Source organism: Lipingzhangella halophila (genome assembly GCF_014203805.1).
Classification (GTDB): Bacteria; Actinomycetota; Actinomycetes; order Streptosporangiales; family Streptosporangiaceae; genus Lipingzhangella; species Lipingzhangella halophila.
In genome coordinates, this window is record NZ_JACHJT010000002.1 from 84,148 (window position 1) to 103,537 (window position 19,390).

Below are 19,390 nucleotides of genomic sequence, written 5' to 3' on the forward strand. Positions count from 1 at the left end.
GCCGGTTTCGCCATTCGACCTTCCCACAGGGAGGTCGGGCACGCGGGTTCCCGTACGCGCCGGCTCTGGCGGATCCGCGGGTTGCGAATGGCTCCGCGCCCGGGCACTACGACGCGGTTGACTGATTCATGTTCCGCCATAGACGAAGGTTTTAACCACGCCTCCCGAAAGGGTCGGTAAGACCTCTTTCCCACGTAAACCGATTTTTACTTCCGGGATTTCGGACGCTGGGGACGACCAAGGGGTGGACATACGCACCGCAGGTTAGAGTGAAATATGACACACACGGGATGTGCTGGATGTGCTCGCTGAATCCAGCGACAACTCATTTTTAAGTTTTGGGGCATTCAATGGCTATCGACTTCACACTCACCGACGACCAGCGGAACCTGCAAACAACCGCGCGGAATTTCGCGCAGAACGCACTCGCTCCAGTAACGGACCAGATTGACCAGGAGCCCGACCCGCTACGCGCCTTCCAGCTCGCGAAACCCGCGTATGCGGAGGCCTGCAATGAGGGCATCGCCTTCTCCATGCTTCCAACGGAGTTCGGCGGTGGCGGCCTGTCGAACGTGGACTTCGTTATCGCCGCCGAGGAGATACAGGCGGTCGACCCCGGCTTCGGTACCACCGTTCTGGTCAACGGGCTCGGGCTGATGCCCGTCTGGTACTACGGCACCGAGGAACAGAAGCAGCGTTTCATCAGCACGGCGACCTCCGACCAGAGTGGCGAGTTCATCGTCGGATACGCCGCGAGCGAGCCTCCCGGAACGCCCGGCGGAACGGCGAACTTCGACGCTCCCGCGGCCGGCGGAGCGGGAATGCAGGTCACCGCGACACTGGACGGGGACGATTACGTCCTCAACGGCCGGAAGTACTGGCCATGCAACGTGGGCGGCTGGGACAACGAAGGCGCCAACCTGAGCCTGGTCATTGTCCGCACCGACCCGAGCGCCGGAGGGACATCCGGGCTGTCCGCGATCATGATCGAACGCGGAACGCCGGGAATCACCTACGAATCCATCAGCACCTCGGCCCAGCGCGGCGCGCCCAACTGCGAGATCGTATTCGACAATGCCCGTGTTCCCGCGAGCAACCTGATCGAGGGAACAAAGGGGAACGGCGATCTCGTCATCAACCGCAATTTCGCGTGGTCGGGTCCGGTGGCCGGGATCGGAGCCGTGGCGATCGCCCGCTCGGCCTATGAGGACGCGCTGCAATGGGCGAAAACATACACCGGAGGCGGACCGGCTCCCATTATCAATTACCAGTACCCGGGGTACGTGCTCGGGGACATCGCAACAAAGATCGAGGCCGCGAGGTACTTCTGCTGGAAGACCGCGCACTACCTGGATCAGCACGGCTACCACGGTGAGATGCTCGGGGCCATGTGCAAGGTGCATTGCACCGAAATGCTCTTCGACTGCGTGTACAAGTGCATGCAGGTAGTTGGGGTCAACTCGCTGGACACGAAGAACCGGTTCCACCGGTATCTGCGGGAGGCGTCGCTTCTGCCGCTGTATGACGCGGGGAACTTCGGCATGCAGCGCCGGCGGGTGCATGGCGTCATGTCCGACGAAACCTTCAATCCCCGCGCGTTCATGGACGACGAGCCCGTCGAGTTCACCAAGGGCATGGAGGGAATCGACACGATCCCCGGTCCCCGGCAGGAGGTTCCCGCTCAGAGGGCGGCTGAGCCGTTCGTCGCACGCTAGGCCGAACCCGTGGCCGCACCACCCCGCCCCGCGAGAGCAGGGCGGGGTGGTGCGGCGGCCTCCAGAACCCAAGGTCCGGCCGGGTCGAACGCCGCGGTGAGGCCGGCCCACCCGGGTGACGGCGGGTCATGCTGTTCCTGCTGCTCGACTTGGTGCTGGCGTTGGTGGGCGTGCCCCGCGAGTGGCCGCCACGCCCCGCTAGTAGACAAATCGACTAGGGTGCTGTTTGCTGGACTCATGATCCTGGCGCGCATCATCCTCGGCCTTCTGGACCTGGCCCCCATGACCGGATACGAGATCAAACGCCACTGCGATACGACCATCAACCACTTCTGGTACGCCGACAAGGCACAGATCTACCGGACGCTGTCCCAACTGACCGACGACGGCCTGGCGACCCTGGAGACTGTTCCCGGTGCCGGCGCACCGGACCGACAGGTCCACCACATCACTGACCGGGGGCGCGAAACCCTGTATGGCTGGCTGACCTCGGAGCTGGACCTTCAGCCCGAGCGCAATGCCTTCCTGGCCCGGCTCTTCTTCTCCGGCAGCCTGGACAAGCCGCAGGTGGAGAAACTGCTCGCGACCAGGCTGGCCTCCGCCGAGTCTCTACTGGAAACCCTGGAGCGCATGCGGGTCTCGATGCCGGAGCCGGCGGACCAGCGCGCCCGGCTGCGCCGCGCCACGCTGGACAACGGCATCGCCCACGCGCGTGCGGAGCTGGATTGGCTCACCTCGCTGCAGGAGGAGCTGGCATGACATCCTTCGCGGAGATCCACCGGCCAACCGATCCCTCTGATGCTCCTCCCGTGCTTCTTGTGCATGGCAGCAATGTCGCCAACTGGATGTGGGAACGCCAGGTCGACGCGCTCGATGACCGGCTGGTCGTGACACCCGACCTCCCGGGATTCGGTACACGCGCCCCCGAGGTCTGGCCCGGTCTGCCCGCCGTTGCCGACGACCTCGCCGATCGCCTCGCCGCACTGGACATCACCACACCCGTCGACGTCGTCGGGCTCTCGCTCGGAGGGATCGTCGCGTTGCATCTCGCAGCCCGGCATCCGGAAACCATCCACTCCGTGTTCGTCACCGGCGCGATGGTGGAACCTCCAGGACCTGTGGTGCGTACGGCGGCGAAGCTCCAGCTCCCGCTGTGGAACGCCCCCTGGTTCTGGAAGGCTCAGGCCGCGGCGTTCGGGCTGCCCGCGGACTCCCGAAGTACCTACGTAGCACACGGTCTCTCCGTATCCCGAGAGACGGCGCGCCGGGTAATCAACGATGTCACCACCGGCGGGACCCCAAAGGGCTTGGCGGATTTCCCCGCTCCCCTGTTGGCCGTCGTCGGCGAGCGCGAACCCCAGTCGGTCCGCGACTCATTGCACGCCATCCGGGGTGCCGCCCCACGGGCGGAGGTCCGCCTGGTGCCGGGGATGCACCACATCTGGAACATGGAAGACGTCGACCTGTTCAACGAGACGATGCGGGGCTGGCTCGACGGCCAGGTGCACCCGCTGTTGCTGCAGGCGTGAACGAGCACCGCGCGGACCGCACTGACCGCTCCGCCAGCCCGGAGGAGGCGGTCGGCGCGGCCCCGCCCGCACGGCCGCCTGCGGACGCGTCCGCAAGCTGAACCGGCAACCCGTCTCGCTCGTTAGAGTGGATCTCTTTGGAGGTGCCTCGATGGACGCGGAGCACATGCAGATCGGTCGGGTCGCCGAACGCACGGGGCTGTCGCTGCGGACCATCCGCTACTACGGCGAGGTCGGGCTGGCGGAGCCGTCCGCCCGCTCCCGCGGCGGGTTCCGGCTCTACACCGAGGCCGACGTCGACCGACTGCTGCTGATCAAGCGGATGAAACCGCTCGACTTCAGCCTGGAGGAGACCCGCGACCTGCTGGAGGCTCTGGACCGGCTGGAGGACCCGACCGCCTCCGACGAGCAGCGGGACCGGCTGGTGGAACGGTTGGACATGTTCGAGCAGGCCGCCGAGGCCCGATGCCGCGCCCTGCGCGAGCGGTTGGCCATGGCCGAGGAGTTCGCCGACCGGCTCCGCGCCCAGCACACCAAGCACACAGCACCCCAGTCGCAACAGGTGAGGAACACAAAGCAGCGTTGAGTACGACGGCCGCAGACAGCGAAAGCGGGACCAAGCCGTTCGTTTTATCGTCTCCCGGGCGTGTATGACGACATCATGGCGGTGTGGGTTACGCGGTGAGCGTGGAGACAGCCATCCCCGACGGCGGCGCGCAACTGGATCCGTTGCAGCGTGAAGGCGCCCTCCGGGTTTTCGGACAGAACCTTACCGGAAGGCGACAGGGCCTTACCGGAAGGCTTCGACGTTTCGGCCGGCCCACTTGGTGAAGGAGTGGGGCGCGCGGCCGAGCACTCGCTCGACGTCCGGGCTGAGCTGCAGCTCGGCGGCGTTGGGCTCGCCGAGGACGGCCAGCGTGGTCTCCACGACCGGCTCCGGCATGAACGCGGCCATCCGTGCGTGCGCCTCGGCTCGGGACAATTCCACGAACCGCACCGGCTCGCCGAGCGCCGCGCCGATCGCCGCGGCCTGCTGCCTGGGGGTGACGGCCGCCGGCCCGTTCAACTCGTAGACATGACCCGCGTGTTCGTCCTTGCGCAGGGCCACGGCCGCGACCTCCGCAATGTCCGCCGGATCGATCACCGGGAGCCCGACGTCACCGAACGGTGCGGCCACGAACCGCTCGGCGCGTATGGACTCCGCCCAGGCGTAGGCGTTGGATGCGAAGCCGCCCGGCCGCAGTATCGTCCAGGCCAGACCCGACTCGCGCACCGCTCCCTCGATCGCCCGCCCGATGCCTCCGTGCGAAGGCGACTCCGGCCTGGTCACCACGCCCTGTGAGGAGAGCAGCACCACCTGCCGGACCCCAGCGCCCGCGGCCACGTCCAAGATCGCCCGCGGGTCGAACCCAAAGCCGCCCGCGCCGCCGTCGTGCAGGAATAATGCCTCGGCACCGTCGAGGGCGGGACGCAGGGTTTCCGGCGCGCCGAGGTCAGCGCGCAGGTGTTTGATCCCGCTCGGCGGGTCGACCGGGGCGACGCCCCTCGACACCGCCCTCACCGGTTTCCCGGCTTCCGCCAGGGCCTGCACCAGCGGCCGCCCGACATTCCCGGTGGCACCCGTCACCACGATCATGATCAGTTCCCATCTCTTGTGGTTTCTCGCGATGACGGCGACGCTAACAGCACAGGTATAGTAGGTACCTAGAAGATAGTAACTATCTAAAAGGGTGTCCCCATGGCGGCGGAGCGGCGTCGCCGTAGGCGGTAGGCCAGGTCGGTCCAGATGCCGGGACGAGCGCACCGTGGAGGCCAGCCACGGGATGTGCCGCGTATGCCGCGGGTCTTGAGGTGCCAGAACGCGCCCGGGCGGCGAACGGCCGTCGTGCCAGTGCTCCCCGGTCGGGCGGAGCAGCGGTAGGCGCTCGGGGCCGTCTCCGCGGCCCGGTTTCCCACCCGCCCCGGTGCCAGCACCCGAAAGCCGCGCCCGCGGGAACCGCGTTCCACCTCGTGTCCACCCGCTCCCGTCCGCTGTTCACGCGAGCGGTCCGAGGCGGCCTTCTCCCGCGGCCACCATCGGCAGCCGTGTCCGACCGGCGGGGATGTGGGCAGGCTCTCGTACGCGAAGAGTGATCACGACCTTCACGTAACTGTAGGCTTATCGTGCGTCGAGCCCATTGCGGCTTGCGCCCCTCTTCGCCTCGATATCCCTGTCCTGTGGCGCTTTGCTGCCGCGGGCCCGCGGCAATGGTGCCGCTGACGAGGAGCGGCCCGCATTCCTGTGCGGCCCCCGGGGAGTCGAGGAGCCGATCCCGATCCATCGGCATCCGCCCATCGCGCGCCGCGGCGTGTCCGGGACGGGGGCACAGCGCCTCCGCCTAGTCACGCTTCGCGTACGCGCCCAGCACAAGATTGGCTTCATGTCCGCTCAGCAGACCACCCGCAGACGCCGTGCGCTTCCGTCCCTGTCCGTACCGATGCTGCGAACCGAGATGCTGGCCGGCCTCGTCGTCGCGCTCGCGCTCATCCCCGAGGCGATCTCCTTCTCGATCCTCGCCGGCGTCGATCCCCGCGTCGGGCTGTTCGCCTCATTCACGATGGCGGTCTCCATCGCCTTCCTCGGCGGGCGCCCGGCCATGATCTCGGCGGCGACCGGGGCAATGGCGCTGGTCGTGGCACCGCTGGCGCACGAGCACGGTGTGGACTACCTGCTGGCCGCGACGATCCTGGCCGGGGTCTTCCAGGTGGCCCTGGGGCTGCTGGGGGTGGCCAAGCTGATGCGGTTCGTGCCGCCCAGCGTCATGACCGGGTTCGTCAACGCCCTGGCCATCCTCATCTTCCTGGCGCAGGTGCCGCACTTCGCCGGTGAGGGCTGGCCGGTCTACGCCCTCATCGCGGGCGGACTGGCGATCATCTTCCTGCTGCCGCGGCTGACCACGGCGGTGCCGGCACCGCTGGTGGCCATCGTCGTGCTCACCGGCATCGCCGTTGTCTCGGGGGCCAAGGTGCCCACTGTCGGCGACATGGGCGAGCTGCCCTCCAGCTTCCCCATCCCCTTCCTGCCCGACGTCCCGCTGACCATGGAGACGCTGCGCACCATCGCCCCCTACTCCCTGACCCTCGCACTGGTGGGGCTGATGGAGTCGCTGATGACCGCCAAGCTGGTCGACGACATCACCGAGACCCGCTCGGCCAAGGGCCGCGAGGCCCGCGGCCAGGGCTGGGCCAACGTCGTCACCGGCCTGTTCGGCGGCATGGCCTCCTGCGCCATGATCGGCCAGACCATGATCAACGTGCGCTCGGGCGCCCGCACCCGGCTGTCCACGTTCCTGGCCGGAGTGTTCCTGCTGGTCCTGGTGGTGGTACTGGGTGACATCGTCGCCGTGATCCCCATGGCCGCCCTGGTCGCGGTGATGGTGTTCGTGGCGATCGCCACCATGGACTGGCACAGCATCGCGCCCACCACGCTGCGGCGCATGCCCTGGACCGAGACGGCGGTCATGGTGGTCACCGTCGCGGTGGTGGTGGCCACGCACAACCTCGCGATCGGCGTGATCGTCGGAGTGCTCACCTCAACAGTCGTCTTCGCTCGCGGCGTGGCCGACCTCTCCGGGGTGACCAGTGTGCTCGACCCCGAGGGCGGGGTGCGGGTCTACTCCGTGCGCGGCGACCTCTTCTTCGCCTCCAGCAACGAACTGACCGCCGAGTTCAGCTACGGCGAGAAGGGAGTCGACAAGGTGGTCATCGACCTCTCGCGCGCCCACATGTGGGACTCCTCGGCGGTGGCGGCGCTGGACCACGCGGTCGACAAGTTCGCCAAGCACGGCATCACGGCCGAGATCACCGGCCTGAACGTCCCCAGCGAGGAGCTGCACAAGGACCTCTCGGGCACCCTCAACACCGTCCACTGAGTCTTCTTCGCCGGTTCCGGCGGCCGCGGCCGCCGGAACCGGGCGTCCGTCTCCGCCTCAGCGCGGAAGGATCAGCGTGTTTGCCGCGTCGTCGCCGTCGTCGCGGCGCTTGCGCACAGCCGCGGGCTTGTACTGCCCCGGCACGGGTTTCTTTTGGTTGGCGCGGGCGAGCATGTCCGCGTCGCACGCTGCGCAGAGGGGGACCCAGTGCAGACCCACGATCGAGAGCTGCGTGCCCCGGGAGTACTGGGTGAGCGCCTGCGGGCGCGGGTGAATGTCGGTGCCCCCGCAGGTCGCGCAGGTGTAGGGGATATCGCGCGGCCACTGCGCGTGGCAGGAACCGCACGTGACCACGATGCCCGCGTCGCTGCGCCGCCCTTCGAGGTTCTCGGCTTCTCCGCAGGAGGGGCACGTCATCTGGCGGGGCATAGCAACTCTCCTCCCGCGGCGATGTCGGGGACGACCTCACCGCCACATCAGCGATCTCGCCTCTCCCCTAAGAGCCAAGCGTGAACTCCCGGCACGTGCCGCAGAGCGCCGGAGCCCTAAGGCTTCAGTTACGTAAGGGTAGCGTTGCGCCGCGGTCCCGCGCCCGGACATCCGTTCCGGCGCAGAGCACGCCAACCGTCTCGTCCGTTTCGACCACCCCGCACCGTGCACAACATTTCCTTTGCGTTAGAATAGGTTTTGGTGTGGCTGGTGATCAGGTTTCAGCTCTCACTTCTCACTCCGACTGTGTGCTCCGGTCCGACCGGTCGAGCAGCGGCCTTGGGGCTACTCGGCTCCCGCGGAGCGCGGCGACTCTGCTCCCCTCGTGCCTGCCCGCCCATCTCCCACGAACCGGAGCTGCCCGAGGCCCCGCCGGGACCGTTCCACTGCCCACGGCCTTGCGGCCGGCTGACCAGCTACGGAGGATGTATGGACGTCACACGCCTGGAGATCGCCGAGTGCCTGGAAACCACATTCGGCGAAGGGCCGCGCCGGCGCGGGGAGCTCATCACCGCGGCCGAGCTGGGGGGAGCGCGGCAGGAGGTGCTCTCCACACTGGACCGCCTTCCCGAGGGACCTTTCTCGACGCTGCGCAGCCTGTGGGGACACCTGCCGGAGGTGCCCCGCAGCGCATGAGTTCCGGGCGGCCAGCCCTGGCCTTCAGCCCTTTCGGAGCCCGGCCCTAGAGCGGGCACTGCCGCGCTCGTCCGCCGCGGACGCGTTGGCGACCTCGGACCCCGCAGCGGGGCGGGGAGGTCGAGCCGAGCGAACCGGAACCGGTTAATCCGGTCGGACCGGCTCTGCGCCGGTCGCCCTGCGGCGGCCGGTCGCAGGCGCCCCGCCGAGTACGGCCTTCATCTACCTACCGTGCGGGGCGCTGCGGCGCGGGCAGGCGTTTCCGGGTTTCGGGCGCCCTGCTCAGGCGCTACGAACACGAGCGCAAGCCGTCATTCACCGGACGGCGGCGCGGCCAGCGCGAGTGTTCCCGGGATCGCGTCGAAGGCTTCCTCCACATGCGTGACCAGCGCCGCGCGACCTTCCGGTTCGCTGCGGTGGCGGTTGCCGCGAACCCAGTTCTTCGCCCCGCAGCGCCAGGCGCTAAGCGCGAACTCGCAGGCCAGCCGCAGCCGCACGTCTTCCCGGCCGTCGATACCGAGCCTGGCCTCAACCTCCCCGGCCAGCTCCTCCTGTACCCGGATGGTGGTCAGCGCGCTGTACTCGCGCAGCTCGGGGGTTCGGGCGGCCAGCCCGCGGGCGGCGATGAACCGGCGCTCCCAGTCAGCGTCCATGGCCACCAGCGCGTCGACCAGGGCACCCCGCAGCCCGTCCAGGACCGTGCCGGTGAACTCGTGGTCGGAGATCCGGGCGAGGTAGGCGCTCCACAGCTCGTCCTCAGCCGCCATGGCGACGGCCTCCTTGGAGGAGAAATACCGGAAGAACGTCCGCATCGACACCTCGGCCTCGTCGACCAGGCGTTCCAGGGTTGTCTGGTGGAAACCGTGCTCAGCGAACAGCCGCAGCGCCGTCTCGGTCAGCGCGCTGCGGACTCGGCGCTTCTTGCGCTCGCGCAGCGGGAGCGCGCGTTCCGCGGATGCCATCTCCATCCACCCGATCCTACCAAGATGCCAGTCACAATAAAATACTTGTCATAAGCTTTCGCCAATCATAGTTTAGTGCTCATGACTGGCACATTTTGGCACCGCCACCTCGCACTGTGGGTGCTCCTACTCGCCTCGACCCTGGGTGTGATGGCGGGCGCCACCGTCGCCCCGGTCCTGGCCCTCATCCAGAACGACCTGGGCGTCTCGGGCACGGCCGCCGGGTTCATCATCACCACGCACGGTTTGACCATCGCGATCACCAGTCCCCTCGTCGGGCGCGCGATCGACCGGTGGGGCGTGCGCGTCCCGCTCGGCGCCGGCCTGGTGCTCTACGGCCTCGGGGGCGGCGCGGGCCTGGTCGCCCCGGACTATCCGAGCCTTATCGCCAGCCGGTTCGCACTGGGGCTGGGCGCCTCCGTGGTGTTCACCGGCACCACCGTCGCGCTGCTCGCCCTCTACCAGGGACCGATGCGCGACCGGGTCATGGGCTGGCGCACCACGGCCACAACCGCCGGCGGCGTCCTGTGGCCGCTACTGGCCGGCGTCCTGGGCGGGGTGTCCTGGCACGCCGCGTTCGGGATCTACCTGGTCGGCGTCCCGCTGGGGGTGGCGGCGCTGCTCACCCTGCCCAAAGGAGCCTCCTCCGGCTCCGACTCCGGTAAGACGTCCGGCAGCCTGCTCGGCCTGCTGCGCACCAGCCCCGTCCTGATCGGGTTGGCCGGCATCATGCTGGCCAGCGGCGCGATGATGTACGTCCCCGCCGTGTTCCTGCCCAAGCGGCTGGAGGAGATCGGGATCACCGCCCCCTTCCTCGTGGCCGTCTACGGCGTGACCCTCGCGGCGGTCACCGCCAGCATGGTCGGACTGGTCTACGCCCGGGTGCGCGCCCGGCTCAGCCACGCCGCGATCCTCCGCCTCGCGGCCGCATCATGGGGGGTCGCCTTCCTGATCTACGGCACCGTGAACCATCCGGTCCCATTGCTGCTGGCCCCGGCACTGGCCGGGGTGGGCAACGCGCTGGCCATGCCCGCGCTGACCGTGCTGATCGCCGACCACGCCCCCGTCGCGCTGCGCGGGCGCGCCACCTCTCTCCAAGGCACCGCGATGTTCACCGGCCAGTTCGTCTCCCCGCTGCTGGTCGGCCCGCTCGTCGCCGCGACCTCCTACACAACGGGCTTCCTGGCCGCAGGCGGCGTTGCCGCGGCCGTCCTGGCCGCCACCGTCTTCACCCGCGTCGCCGCCGAACCCGCTCCCGCCGAACCGGCCGACCTCTCCCCCGCGCCGCGCTAGACGCGTGATGTCCGAGAAGGGGGTGCGCACCAGGTGCGTCCTGGCAGCTGTGTCAGGGCGTGGAGCGGTGCCGGCGACGTGGTCAGCGACCGTGTCGGCCCGGCGCAGCAGCGCGGCCAGGGGCTCGCCGGCCCCTGCTTTGCCGCGGTCGGGAAAGGCGAGCAGCGGGTCGTGGCCGTAGGTCTTCTGCCAGGTGGGGCGTGCTCTCTTTGGCGGGCTCGCTGAAGAGCGCGGCACCCGCGTGCGGGTGTGCCCTCCGCACGGAGATGCAATACTTTGACTGCACTCCGATGCCGCCGGTGGAGGTCCCGTGGGGTTTCGTAAGGCCGGTGCCTGGCTCGGTCTCGCCGGGGAAGGCGACGACGCTCTCCTGTCCGACAGATATGCCTACGAGGAGACCGCCGCGGAACCGCTCGACGACGAAACTCCCAGCGGTCAAGTCGCACGGGGCAACAACTTCCAGATCGCCATGGTGCGGCCGCGCAACTTTCGCGACGCGAACACCGTCGGTGAGTACTTCCGCCAGGACGTTCCCGTGATCATCAATCTGGAGGACATGGAGGACGGGGACGCCCGCCGCATCATCGATTTCGCCTCCGGGCTCATCCTCGGCCGCCGCGGCGAGATCGAGCGGCTTTCCCGGCGCATCTTCCTGCTCCTGCCTGCCGACACGACCATTCACATCCCGCAGGAGAAGCTGAGTGAGGAAGGCTTCTTCAACCAGGCCTGAGTTTACTGCCTGCGCAGATTAATAATTGGTTCCTTCCGGACACGCAATCCGGATAGCATGCCCCCATGGAGACCGACGGTCTGCGAGACCTTGAGCAGGAAGCGTGGCGAGGGTTCCTGCTCACCCATGAGCGGCTCTGGCGCGCGCTGGAGGCAAGACTCGCTCCCCTGAACGTGAGCATGGCCGAGTACGACGTGTTGGCCATGCTCGACGCCGCCGGGCCGGACGGCATGCGGATGTCGGATCTCGCCCAGAACCGCCTGATGTCCACCGGTGGGTTCACCCGCCTCGCCGACCGGCTGGAGAACCGCGGGCTGATCGAGCGGCATCGGTCAGCCGTCGACGGCCGCAGCTTCGACGCGATCCTGACCGGCAACGGAGAGAAGTGTCTGCACCAGGCGCGGCGCCAGCATTACAGCGATCTGCACACACTCTTCTTCAGCCGGCTTGACGACGAGCACCTCCGCTGGCTCGTCGACATCTGGGCCCGCCTCGATCCCGCGGCCGAAACAGACGACGGCAACGACGCGGCGTGCTGAAGCGGAACGGCGCTACTCTCCCGAGAACCCGCTGCGGCCTCGAAGACCGCCTGCAGCGCCGGTTCAGCGATAGGCACTACCGTCCAGGTTCTGCCTGGTCGGCGACCCACGACAACGTGTGAGCGGGGTCCCGGCCTTCGCGAACCCTCCCTACATACCGGCTAGCGCCCCGGGCCGCCGGGCCCATGGCACAAAGATCCGGGACCTCGCTCGGTCCTGGAGCGCCTCGGCTGGTGGAGGTGGCCCGCGGCACCGGTGAAGGGACGCGCTTGCCGTAGAGTAACGGTGCCCCTGACCTCCCCCGGTGCAGAAAGGACGTATGCCTTGGCACAGGACGGCGGGCCCACGGCTCCGGACGATCCGCGACTCGACCTGCAAGCGGACTGTACGAACTGCTTCGGCCTGTGCTGCGTCGCCCTTCCCTTCGCCAGGTCCGCGGATTTCGCGGTCGACAAGAAGGCGGGCGAGCCCTGCACGCACCTGCAGGAGGACTTTCGCTGCGGCATCCACGCACAGCTCCGGGAACGGGGTTTCCCCGGCTGCGCCGTCTTCGAGTGCTTCGGCGCGGGCCAGAAGGTCTCCCGGGTGACCTTCGCCGGCAGGAGCTGGCGGGAGGCTCCCGACACCGCGGGAACGATGTTCGAGGTCTTCCCGGTCATGCGGCAGTTGCACGAGCTGCTCTGGTACCTGGCCGAGGCCCTGCGGATGCCGGAGGCCCGCCCCGTACACGCCGCTCTCCAGCGGTCGGTGGACGAGGTCGAACAGCTCACCCGCGGCAGCGCCGAGGCGCTCCTCGACGTGGACGTGGACCGGGTCCGCGGTGACGTGAACCCTCTGCTGCAACACGCCAGCGAGCTGGTACGGAGCACGGTTCCCGGGCAAAGGAGGAACCACCGGGGCGCCGACCTCATGGGCTCGCGGCTCCGAGGGGCCCAGCTACGCGGGGCGAACCTGCGCGGCGCCCTCCTCATCGCGGCCGACCTCCGTGCCGCCGACCTGAGGTGCGCGGACCTGACCGGGGCGGACCTGCGCGATGCCGATGTCCGCGGGACCGACCTCTCCGGCAGTCTCTTCCTCACCCAGGTACAGCTCAACGCGGCCAAGGGAGACGGGGCGACCAGGATCCCCCGGGCCCTGGCCCGGCCCTCCCACTGGTAGCCGGGCTCGTGCGCCGTGGTTCATCCCCGGTGTCCGCCAGCAGGCCGTTTCGCGTTACCCGTCGGCGGCGAGGCGGTCGAGCCATTCGCTGAGGAGATGCTGCTCACCGCTGCTCAGCGTTGTCTGCTCGGGCAGTGCGGCGCGCAGGGCGCGGGCCGCGCCGGCAGGGCCCCGGCCCACGTCTTGCACCACGGGCTCCTCGTTGGTGACAGCGGCGACCATCGACTCCCGCATGGCGGTCAGCAGGGCGGGGTCCCGCTGCTCCTCGGGCTGTGACAGCCACGTAAGCACGGCGCCGCGCGCCGTCGCGTGGATGAGGGCGGCCGCGAGCTGCTCGTCGACGCGGAGCCAGCCGCCGGCGGCGAGCCGGCGAATGCGCCCCACCAGGATCTCCATTCCGGCCTGGAAGGCGGCCGACGTCGTGCCACGCCGGGGCTCGCCGTACATCAGCGCGTACAGCGCGGGGTTGGCGAGCCCGAACTCCACGGCGAGGTCCCAGCCCGCGCGCAGATCCGCGATCGGGTCGTGCGGATCGGGGTCGACGTGCTTGGCCGCGAGGAACTTGGCGTAGCCGTGCTCGGCCACGGCCTCAAGCAGCCCGTCCATGTCCTCGAAGTAGCGATAGATCGCGGGAGGCTGCACTCCGGCCGCCGCCGCGACCGCGCGGGTGGTGACCGCGTCGCGGCCTTCGCGCGCGAGAAGGTCCGCGGCGGCCTCGACCACACGCTCGCGGACGCTCTCGCGCCCGCCGGCCGCGGCCTCTGACGCAGTCGCGGGTGTTGCGTCATCCCTGGTCTCTCTAGACATGAATCAATGATAGTACCTCTACTAGACCAACGATAGTATCGCTGATACTGTTCATTCGTTCCCATTGGAACCAAACCAGGACCAAGGCGGCGTGATCATCGTGACGTGAGCCGGCCAGCGCCGACGGCAGACCGCCGAACACGCCGCACGAGTCGCCCGCGCCACGGCCGCCGCCCGGAAATCGGGAACCCGGTACTTCCGCCGCCCGTCGGAATGCGCGAACATCGCTTCCGGAGCACATGCGCGCCGACTGAATGGAGTTCCCGATGCCCGTTCCCATTCCCGCCCCGGCGCCATGAACCGGCGACGGCACCGGATCCGGTCTTCGTGGCCGATGGTCAGTGCCTGGCTGCTGGTCCTGGCGATCGTGGTGTTCTACGCCGTCCTGTGTTCCGTGGCCGCCGTGCTGCTCTCCCTGCCCTGGTGGTGGGGACCGGTGCCGATACTCGTCACGGTGGTCGCGGCCGAAGCCTGCGTGCTGGCGTTCCAGGAAGAGCCGAAGGAGATCCGGGACAGCGCGCTTCTGGATCCGGACGACGCGCCGCGCCTGCACGCGGTCGTCGACCGGTTGTGCGCGCTGACTGGGCAGGACAAACCGGAACTGTGGCTCATCGACCACCCCATGCCCAATTCGTTGGCTTACGCGCCCCCGGATGGCCGCAACGCCGTTTACGTGACCATCGAGCTCCTGGAGCTGCTGGACAACCGGCATCTGGAGGCGGTGATGGCGCACGAGCTGGCCCATCTCGTGCACCACGACCAGAAGGTGCTGGTGTTCGCCAAGGCGATCACCGGGTGGATGCGCTACCTGCCGTCCGGGGTGCTGAAGTTGGGGATCCGGTGCGACTGGCACCTGTGCGTGCTGGCGCGCAAGTGCGGGCGCCAGTGGCCCCCTTCAGGCGAACCGCACCTGCGCGATGAGCTGGACACTCTGCATCCCGAGCCCACGGTTCCGGTGCTGTTGCGGCTGCCGGTCATGGCCGTGGTGGGCACGGCACGGACATTGCTGGGCTTTGTCGTACTCGCGGCGTTAGTCGCACTGGTCGCGAGTTTCGTGCTGGGGTTGGTGACCCTCGTGCCCGGCGTGGCGGCGACGGCCATGCTGACCCGCCGGCGCGAGGCCGCCGCGGACCGCGCCGCCGCCGAGCTGACCCGGGCGCCCACCGTACTTGCCTCGGCTCTGGTCTCCATGGGCGACCGGTCCAGCGCCATTCCGAGCCGGGACCTGCGTGCGTCCAGCGGGGCTTCGGCTCTGGCGATCCTGCCGTTCCGCGGCGAGGCCGGCAGCGGCATGGCCCGGCTCTGGTCGACCCACCCGCCCCTGAAGCGCAGGGTTGCCCACCTTCAAGAGCTGTCACGCCACCACTCCCGGCCTCCTGAGCCGTAACCGGCCGGCGGTGTGCTGGTCTCCATCAAGGGGGCGCGTCCGCGGACCCGCGCCCCGGGGCGGCCTCAATGCCCTTGCGCCGGCGTCTCCGCGAGCCGCTTGAGGTGCCGGACGCCGTCGCGCATCATGGCCTCGGCCACGTCCGGGGCAATCGGATCGTCGACCCCTGGGCGGGGTCTCCAGTCCATGAGGTAGGTGAGCTCGACGCCGCGTCCGGCACGGACGGCCGTGTTGTGGAAGGCGCCCACGTAGGTGGGGTTGTCCACGTACTCGAAGACGACGTCGACGCCGTCCGGGAGCTCGTGCTCGGTGATCCGTTCCCGGATGGTCAGGTCGCCGGGCGACGGCTGGTACATCTCTCGCAGCACGTGGCCCTCCCCGCGTTCGAGGATCCTGCTGGACCGCACGGCCGACACGTACTTCTGCGGGTTTTCCACCTTGTCGCGTAGCAGTTCGAGGACCCGGTGGAAGGGGGCGTCGACGTTCTCTGTCCATTGGGTATTCGGCACGGCACTCTCCAGGCGATGCTCGTTCTGGCGGTAGGGAGGCGGTAGGGAAGGACAGCGGCCCGGCACGTTGCCGGCTCAGTTCATGAACATGCCGCCGTCCACGTTCAGGGTCTGACCGGACACGAAGTCGGCACCGGGTGACGCCAGGAAGAACACGGGCCCGACCAGATCCCGCGGATACTGGTCCCGCTGGAGAGCACGCCCCTTCCGTTGCGACTCGATGAGCTCGGCGGGGAAGTTCTCGATGACGGGACCGGTCAGGGTGAGCCCGGGCGTGACGAGGTTGACGGTGATGCCGTCGTCGCCCACCTCGCGAGCGAGGCTGCGGGTGAAGCCGACCATTGCGGCCTTCGCGGAGACGTAGTGCACCTGCCCGGGCACTCCCGGGTACATCGACGCGGAGCCGAAGTTCACGATCCGGCCCCATCCGCGGCCCCTCATCAGGGGCAGCAGGGCATGTGTGACCAGGAAGTACCCCGTCAGGTTGATGTCGATCACCTGGCGCCAGCGGTCCGGCGTGGTGTTCTCGAACGTGTCGATCGGGAAGAACCCGGCGCCGTTGACGAGCACGTCCAGCCCGCCTTTGTCCTCGACCGCCGCGGCCAGGCGGGCGACATCGGCCTCATCGGTAATGTCGGCCGCGAGAGTCACCAGCCGATCCCGTCTTCCGATGTCGTCGGCCAGCTTTTCGGACGCGTCCGATGAGAGGTCGGTGCCGATCACGGTGTCGCCGTTGGCGAGGAACCGCTTGACGAGTTCCGCCCCGACCCCGCCACCAGCCCCGGTGACGACCACTACGCGGTTCGTTTCGTGCTGTGTGGGCATTGCTGCTCCCTTTCAGAGTCGCGACACGCTGCCGGCCAGCGTGGGGTAGTCGATGTAGCCGCGCTCGTCACCGCCGTAGACCTTGGACATGTCCGGCTCGGCCAGCTCGGTTCCCGACGCCAGCCGTTCGGGCAGATCCGGGTTGGAGAGGAAGAGCTGGCCGAACGAGACCAGGTCGGCCGCGCCCTCGTCGATGAGAGCGAGGTGCTCCGGCCCCGTCCTCGCTCCGGGCGTGGCCGGGTTGAGGATCAGCGCACCGTTGAACGCCTGGCGCAGCTCCCGGGTGAACTCGGGCGCCCGCGACTCCATTACGTGCAGATACGAGAGCCCGATGCCGTTCAACCCGTCGAGCAGGTGATGGTAGGTCTCCGCGAGGTCCTCCTCCTCGATGTCGTTGAACGGGTTCGCCGGCGAGATGCGGATGGCGGTGCGGTCGTTGCCGATCGCCTCGGCCACGGCCGAGGCGACCTCAAGAGCGAAGCGGGACCTGTTGCGCGGGGAGGAGCCCCAGTCGTCCGTCCGCCGGTTCGCGTTGGTGGAGAGGAACTGGTGGACGAGGTAGCCGTTCGCTCCGTGGATCTCGACCCCGTCGAAGCCGGCGGTTATGGCGTTCTCGGCCGCGTCGGCGAAGTCGCGGATCGTCTGGCTGATCTCCGCCGCGCTGAGCTCTCGCGGGACGACGAAGTCCTGGAGGCCGGCTTGGGTGAAGATCTGACCCTCCGCCTTCACCGGGGAAGGGCCGACGGGCTGCTGGGCGGACCGGTAGTTGTCCGGATGGCCGATACGGCCGGTGTGCATCAACTGGGCGTAGATCACTCCGCCCTCGGCGTGCACCGCGTCCGTGACCGTGCGCCAGCCGGCGATCTGAGCGCCGGTGTGCAGACCCGGGGTGTTCGGGTAGCCCTGGCCGACGGCGCTGGGCTGGGTGCCCTCGGTGATGATCAGCCCGGCGCTGGCGCGCTGCGCGTAGTACGTGGCCATCATGTCGGTCGGGGCGAGTTCCGGGCCGAACGCCCTGCTGCGGGTCATCGGGGACATGACGATCCGGTTCTTCAGTTCCTGCCGGCCGACGCGGCCGGGCGTGAAGGTTGCTCGCACGCTTTTCTCCTTATTGGTTGCTCGAACAAGTAACTTCACTATGCCGCCCTTTGGAGGGCCAGTCAACCCGTCTGACGGAGAAAGTTGCCTAGACAACTGTGGCCGTTGCCCTAGACTGGACCGGTGAGTACGCCGAACAACGCCGGTACGGACACGGCAGCAGGGCCGGAGCGGGCCCGGGTCTCCAGCGCGGGGCCCGTGAGCCATGCGATCTTCCGGGTGGCGCGCATCCATAAGCTGCTCGCCGGACAGCTACTGCGCGAGGTGGGCCTGTATCCGGGTCAGGAGCTGCTGATGATGCGGCTCTGGGACGAGGGCCCGCAGCGGCAGGCCGACCTGGCCGCTGTTCTCGATGCTGACGCGCCGACCGTCACCCGCTCCGTGCGGCGCCTCGAACATGCCGGGTTCGTGCGCCGCTCGCCCAGCCCGACGGACAGACGAGTGACGATCATCGAGGCGACCCCCGCGAGCATGGGGTTGCGGCAGTCCGTGGAGCGGATCTGGGCGGACCTGGAGCGGATGACGGTCGCGGACATGGCCGAGGACCGGCAGGAGGATGTGCTGCGCGCACTCGGTGAACTGGAGCGCAACCTGACCGCTTCGGAAGAGAGTCGCAGCGGGGACGATTGAGGCGGGAATGACCCCACTCCGTTAGTTGTTCGGGCAACCATCTGACCAACTCACGGAGAGGGCCGATCAACGATGTCGTTCAACGAGCAAGTGATCACGGAGTTCCGAGCCAACGGTGGTCGTGTCGAATCGGCGGCCGGGTTCGGTTCCAACCTGGTGCTCATCCACAGCCGGGGCGCGCAAACCGGTCGCGAGCGCGTCAACCCGGCGCTGGCCCTGCGCGACGGCGACGGATGGCTGGTCATCGGATCCGCCAAGGGGGCGCCGAAGCATCCGGGGTGGGTGTTCAACCTGCGTGCGGACCCGGATGCCGAGATCGAGGTTCCCGGTGCCGCCGGAGTCGAGCGCGTTGCCGTAACCGCCGCGGAGTTGACGGGCTCGGAGCACGAACGGGCGTTCGCCCGCTTCGTCGAGCGTTCCCCCGCCTTCGCCACGTACCAGTCGCGCGCGGGCCGGACACTGCCGGTCATCCGCTTCACGCCACGGCCGGGTCCGGCCACCCCGGATCTCCGGCCATAGCGAATACCATTTCTGTCCGGGCTCCGGACCAAGGTGAGGGAGCGCGGCGTGATCAGGGTTCTGCTGGCCGAGGACATGCACATGATCCGGGGCGCGCTGGTGGCACTGCTCGACAAGGAACCCGACGTTGCGGTGGTCGCGGATGTGTCCTCGGGGGACGCCGTCGTGCCCGCCGTTCTCGAACACCGTCCGGACGTCGCCGTCCTCGACGTCCAGATGCCGGGTATCAACGGTCTTGAGGCGGCCTCGACGATCTTTGAGCAGCTGCCCGAATGCCGCACGTTGATCCTCACCCAGATCGGGCGCCCGGAGGTGCTGCGCAAAGCACTGGCGGCCAAGGCCCTGGGGTTCATGCTGAAGGACGCGCCCCCCGCCGAGCTGGCCGACGCGATCCGCCGAGTGGCGGCCGGTGAACGGGTGATCGACTCGAACCTCGCCACGGCCACCATCGAGGCCGGCGAGAATCCGCTGACGGCCAGGGAGGTGTAGGTGCTGCGGCTCGCCGGCGAGGGTGACGAGCTGAACGAGATCGCCTGCCGGGTCTCCTGCACCTGGGCGACGAGATGGGGAAGCAGCGCGAGACCGTAGTACATCAACGCGACGGACACGGTAGCGACCGGGACCATCAGGATCTCGATGTTACGCCCTGCTCG

At 68.6% G+C, this 19,390-nt stretch carries 21 protein-coding genes; 14 read left to right on the top strand and 7 right to left on the bottom strand.

Annotated features, from left to right (window positions below; genetic code table 11):
* Positions 1–350 precede the first annotated feature (350 nt).
* The 4 genes from F4561_RS27390 to F4561_RS27405 all read left to right on the top strand — a co-directional run bounded on the left by F4561_RS27390 (position 351) and on the right by F4561_RS27405 (position 3,830).
* The gene (locus F4561_RS27390) at positions 351–1,715 is read left to right on the top strand and encodes an acyl-CoA dehydrogenase family protein (protein ID WP_184584391.1); all 1,365 of its coding nucleotides are present in this window, start codon (positions 351–353) and stop codon (positions 1,713–1,715) included.
* 237 nt (positions 1,716–1,952) lie between these two features.
* Positions 1,953–2,474 (top strand): PadR family transcriptional regulator, encoded by a 522-nt coding sequence (locus F4561_RS27395; protein ID WP_184584392.1) that lies wholly within the window; start codon positions 1,953–1,955, stop codon positions 2,472–2,474.
* Positions 2,471–3,244, top strand: coding sequence for an alpha/beta fold hydrolase (locus tag F4561_RS27400; protein ID WP_184584394.1), 774 nt, complete (start codon positions 2,471–2,473; stop codon positions 3,242–3,244). The genes F4561_RS27395 and F4561_RS27400 overlap by 4 nt, the downstream gene beginning before the upstream one ends.
* Positions 3,245–3,395: 151 nt before the next feature.
* A complete protein-coding gene (locus tag F4561_RS27405) occupies positions 3,396–3,830 on the top strand; it encodes a MerR family transcriptional regulator (RefSeq protein ID WP_246438168.1) in 435 nt (144 codons plus the stop codon).
* 204 nt (positions 3,831–4,034) lie between these two features.
* On the opposite strand, the gene F4561_RS27410 is transcribed toward F4561_RS27405, so the two are convergent.
* Positions 4,035–4,880 carry an NAD(P)H-binding protein gene (locus tag F4561_RS27410; protein ID WP_184584396.1) on the bottom strand — a complete coding sequence of 282 codons (846 nt, stop codon included), beginning with the start codon at positions 4,878–4,880 and terminating at the stop codon, positions 4,035–4,037.
* Between the two features lie 784 nt (positions 4,881–5,664).
* Between F4561_RS27410 and F4561_RS27415 the strand changes: the two genes are divergently transcribed.
* Positions 5,665–7,155, top strand: coding sequence for a SulP family inorganic anion transporter (locus F4561_RS27415; protein WP_184584398.1), 1,491 nt, complete (start codon positions 5,665–5,667; stop codon positions 7,153–7,155).
* 57 nt (positions 7,156–7,212) lie between these two features.
* Here the strand turns inward: F4561_RS27415 and F4561_RS27420 are convergent, their stop codons facing one another.
* The gene (locus tag F4561_RS27420) at positions 7,213–7,584 is read right to left on the bottom strand and encodes a hypothetical protein (RefSeq protein WP_184584401.1); all 372 of its coding nucleotides are present in this window, start codon (positions 7,582–7,584) and stop codon (positions 7,213–7,215) included.
* A gap of 489 nt (positions 7,585–8,073) precedes the next feature.
* On the opposite strand from F4561_RS27420, the gene F4561_RS27425 reads away from it, so the two are divergent.
* Positions 8,074–8,280, top strand: a complete 207-nt coding sequence (locus F4561_RS27425) for a DUF2795 domain-containing protein (RefSeq protein ID WP_184584402.1) — start codon at positions 8,074–8,076, stop codon at positions 8,278–8,280.
* A 311-nt stretch (positions 8,281–8,591) separates the two neighbouring features.
* On the opposite strand, the gene F4561_RS27430 is transcribed toward F4561_RS27425, so the two are convergent.
* Positions 8,592–9,248, bottom strand: a complete 657-nt coding sequence (locus F4561_RS27430) for a TetR/AcrR family transcriptional regulator (RefSeq protein ID WP_184584404.1) — start codon at positions 9,246–9,248, stop codon at positions 8,592–8,594.
* A 75-nt stretch (positions 9,249–9,323) separates the two neighbouring features.
* Between F4561_RS27430 and F4561_RS27435 the strand changes: the two genes are divergently transcribed.
* The 4 genes from F4561_RS27435 to F4561_RS27450 all read left to right on the top strand — a co-directional run bounded on the left by F4561_RS27435 (position 9,324) and on the right by F4561_RS27450 (position 12,962).
* On the top strand, positions 9,324–10,535 hold the full coding sequence (locus tag F4561_RS27435) for an MFS transporter (protein ID WP_184584406.1): 1,212 nt from the start codon (positions 9,324–9,326) through the stop codon (positions 10,533–10,535).
* Between the two features lie 310 nt (positions 10,536–10,845).
* The gene (locus F4561_RS33840) at positions 10,846–11,265 is read left to right on the top strand and encodes a cell division protein SepF (protein WP_184584408.1); all 420 of its coding nucleotides are present in this window, start codon (positions 10,846–10,848) and stop codon (positions 11,263–11,265) included.
* 65 nt (positions 11,266–11,330) lie between these two features.
* On the top strand, positions 11,331–11,804 hold the full coding sequence (locus F4561_RS27445) for a MarR family winged helix-turn-helix transcriptional regulator (protein WP_184584410.1): 474 nt from the start codon (positions 11,331–11,333) through the stop codon (positions 11,802–11,804).
* A 324-nt stretch (positions 11,805–12,128) separates the two neighbouring features.
* Positions 12,129–12,962, top strand: a complete 834-nt coding sequence (locus F4561_RS27450; RefSeq protein ID WP_184584412.1) for a pentapeptide repeat-containing protein — start codon at positions 12,129–12,131, stop codon at positions 12,960–12,962.
* A gap of 54 nt (positions 12,963–13,016) precedes the next feature.
* Here the strand turns inward: F4561_RS27450 and F4561_RS27455 are convergent, their stop codons facing one another.
* Complete coding sequence (locus tag F4561_RS27455) at positions 13,017–13,769, bottom strand: TetR/AcrR family transcriptional regulator (protein WP_184584414.1); 753 nt, start codon at positions 13,767–13,769, stop codon at positions 13,017–13,019.
* A 334-nt stretch (positions 13,770–14,103) separates the two neighbouring features.
* On the opposite strand from F4561_RS27455, the gene F4561_RS27460 reads away from it, so the two are divergent.
* Positions 14,104–15,156 carry a M48 family metalloprotease gene (locus tag F4561_RS27460; protein WP_184584416.1) on the top strand — a complete coding sequence of 351 codons (1,053 nt, stop codon included), beginning with the start codon at positions 14,104–14,106 and terminating at the stop codon, positions 15,154–15,156.
* A gap of 65 nt (positions 15,157–15,221) precedes the next feature.
* On the opposite strand, the gene F4561_RS27465 is transcribed toward F4561_RS27460, so the two are convergent.
* From F4561_RS27465 to F4561_RS27475, 3 genes are all read right to left on the bottom strand, one after another.
* Entirely contained in the window at positions 15,222–15,665 is a 444-nt protein-coding gene (locus tag F4561_RS27465; protein ID WP_184584418.1) for an SRPBCC family protein, read from the bottom strand.
* 75 nt (positions 15,666–15,740) lie between these two features.
* On the bottom strand, positions 15,741–16,490 hold the full coding sequence (locus tag F4561_RS27470) for an SDR family NAD(P)-dependent oxidoreductase (RefSeq protein WP_184584420.1): 750 nt from the start codon (positions 16,488–16,490) through the stop codon (positions 15,741–15,743).
* A gap of 12 nt (positions 16,491–16,502) precedes the next feature.
* Entirely contained in the window at positions 16,503–17,588 is a 1,086-nt protein-coding gene (locus F4561_RS27475) for an alkene reductase (protein ID WP_184584422.1), read from the bottom strand.
* Positions 17,589–17,711: 123 nt separating this feature from the next.
* On the opposite strand from F4561_RS27475, the gene F4561_RS27480 reads away from it, so the two are divergent.
* From F4561_RS27480 to F4561_RS27490, 3 genes are all read left to right on the top strand, one after another.
* Positions 17,712–18,218: a MarR family winged helix-turn-helix transcriptional regulator gene (locus F4561_RS27480; protein WP_184584424.1), complete on the top strand. Its 507-nt coding sequence runs from the start codon at positions 17,712–17,714 to the stop codon at positions 18,216–18,218.
* A gap of 72 nt (positions 18,219–18,290) precedes the next feature.
* Positions 18,291–18,737 (top strand): nitroreductase/quinone reductase family protein, encoded by a 447-nt coding sequence (locus F4561_RS27485; protein WP_184584432.1) that lies wholly within the window; start codon positions 18,291–18,293, stop codon positions 18,735–18,737.
* Positions 18,738–18,785: 48 nt separating this feature from the next.
* Entirely contained in the window at positions 18,786–19,226 is a 441-nt protein-coding gene (locus tag F4561_RS27490) for a response regulator (protein ID WP_184584434.1), read from the top strand.
* Positions 19,227–19,390 lie beyond the last annotated feature (164 nt).

Bases quoted from the DNA above. Each gene is read 5' to 3' on its own strand.
- F4561_RS27390 (WP_184584391.1), top strand. From the start codon at position 351: ATGGCTATCGACTTCACACTCACCGACGACCAGCGGAACCTGCAAACA.
- F4561_RS27395 (WP_184584392.1), top strand. From the start codon at position 1,953: ATGATCCTGGCGCGCATCATCCTCGGCCTTCTGGACCTGGCCCCCATG.
- F4561_RS27400 (WP_184584394.1), top strand. From the start codon at position 2,471: ATGACATCCTTCGCGGAGATCCACCGGCCAACCGATCCCTCTGATGCT.
- F4561_RS27405 (WP_246438168.1), top strand. From the start codon at position 3,396: ATGGACGCGGAGCACATGCAGATCGGTCGGGTCGCCGAACGCACGGGG.
- F4561_RS27410 (WP_184584396.1), bottom strand. From the start codon at position 4,880: ATGATCGTGGTGACGGGTGCCACCGGGAATGTCGGGCGGCCGCTGGTG.
- F4561_RS27415 (WP_184584398.1), top strand. From the start codon at position 5,665: ATGTCCGCTCAGCAGACCACCCGCAGACGCCGTGCGCTTCCGTCCCTG.
- F4561_RS27420 (WP_184584401.1), bottom strand. From the start codon at position 7,584: ATGCCCCGCCAGATGACGTGCCCCTCCTGCGGAGAAGCCGAGAACCTC.
- F4561_RS27425 (WP_184584402.1), top strand. From the start codon at position 8,074: ATGGACGTCACACGCCTGGAGATCGCCGAGTGCCTGGAAACCACATTC.
- F4561_RS27430 (WP_184584404.1), bottom strand. From the start codon at position 9,248: ATGGAGATGGCATCCGCGGAACGCGCGCTCCCGCTGCGCGAGCGCAAG.
- F4561_RS27435 (WP_184584406.1), top strand. From the start codon at position 9,324: ATGACTGGCACATTTTGGCACCGCCACCTCGCACTGTGGGTGCTCCTA.
- F4561_RS27445 (WP_184584410.1), top strand. From the start codon at position 11,331: ATGGAGACCGACGGTCTGCGAGACCTTGAGCAGGAAGCGTGGCGAGGG.
- F4561_RS27455 (WP_184584414.1), bottom strand. From the start codon at position 13,769: ATGTCTAGAGAGACCAGGGATGACGCAACACCCGCGACTGCGTCAGAG.
- F4561_RS27460 (WP_184584416.1), top strand. From the start codon at position 14,104: ATGGTCAGTGCCTGGCTGCTGGTCCTGGCGATCGTGGTGTTCTACGCC.
- F4561_RS27470 (WP_184584420.1), bottom strand. From the start codon at position 16,490: ATGCCCACACAGCACGAAACGAACCGCGTAGTGGTCGTCACCGGGGCT.
- F4561_RS27485 (WP_184584432.1), top strand. From the start codon at position 18,291: ATGTCGTTCAACGAGCAAGTGATCACGGAGTTCCGAGCCAACGGTGGT.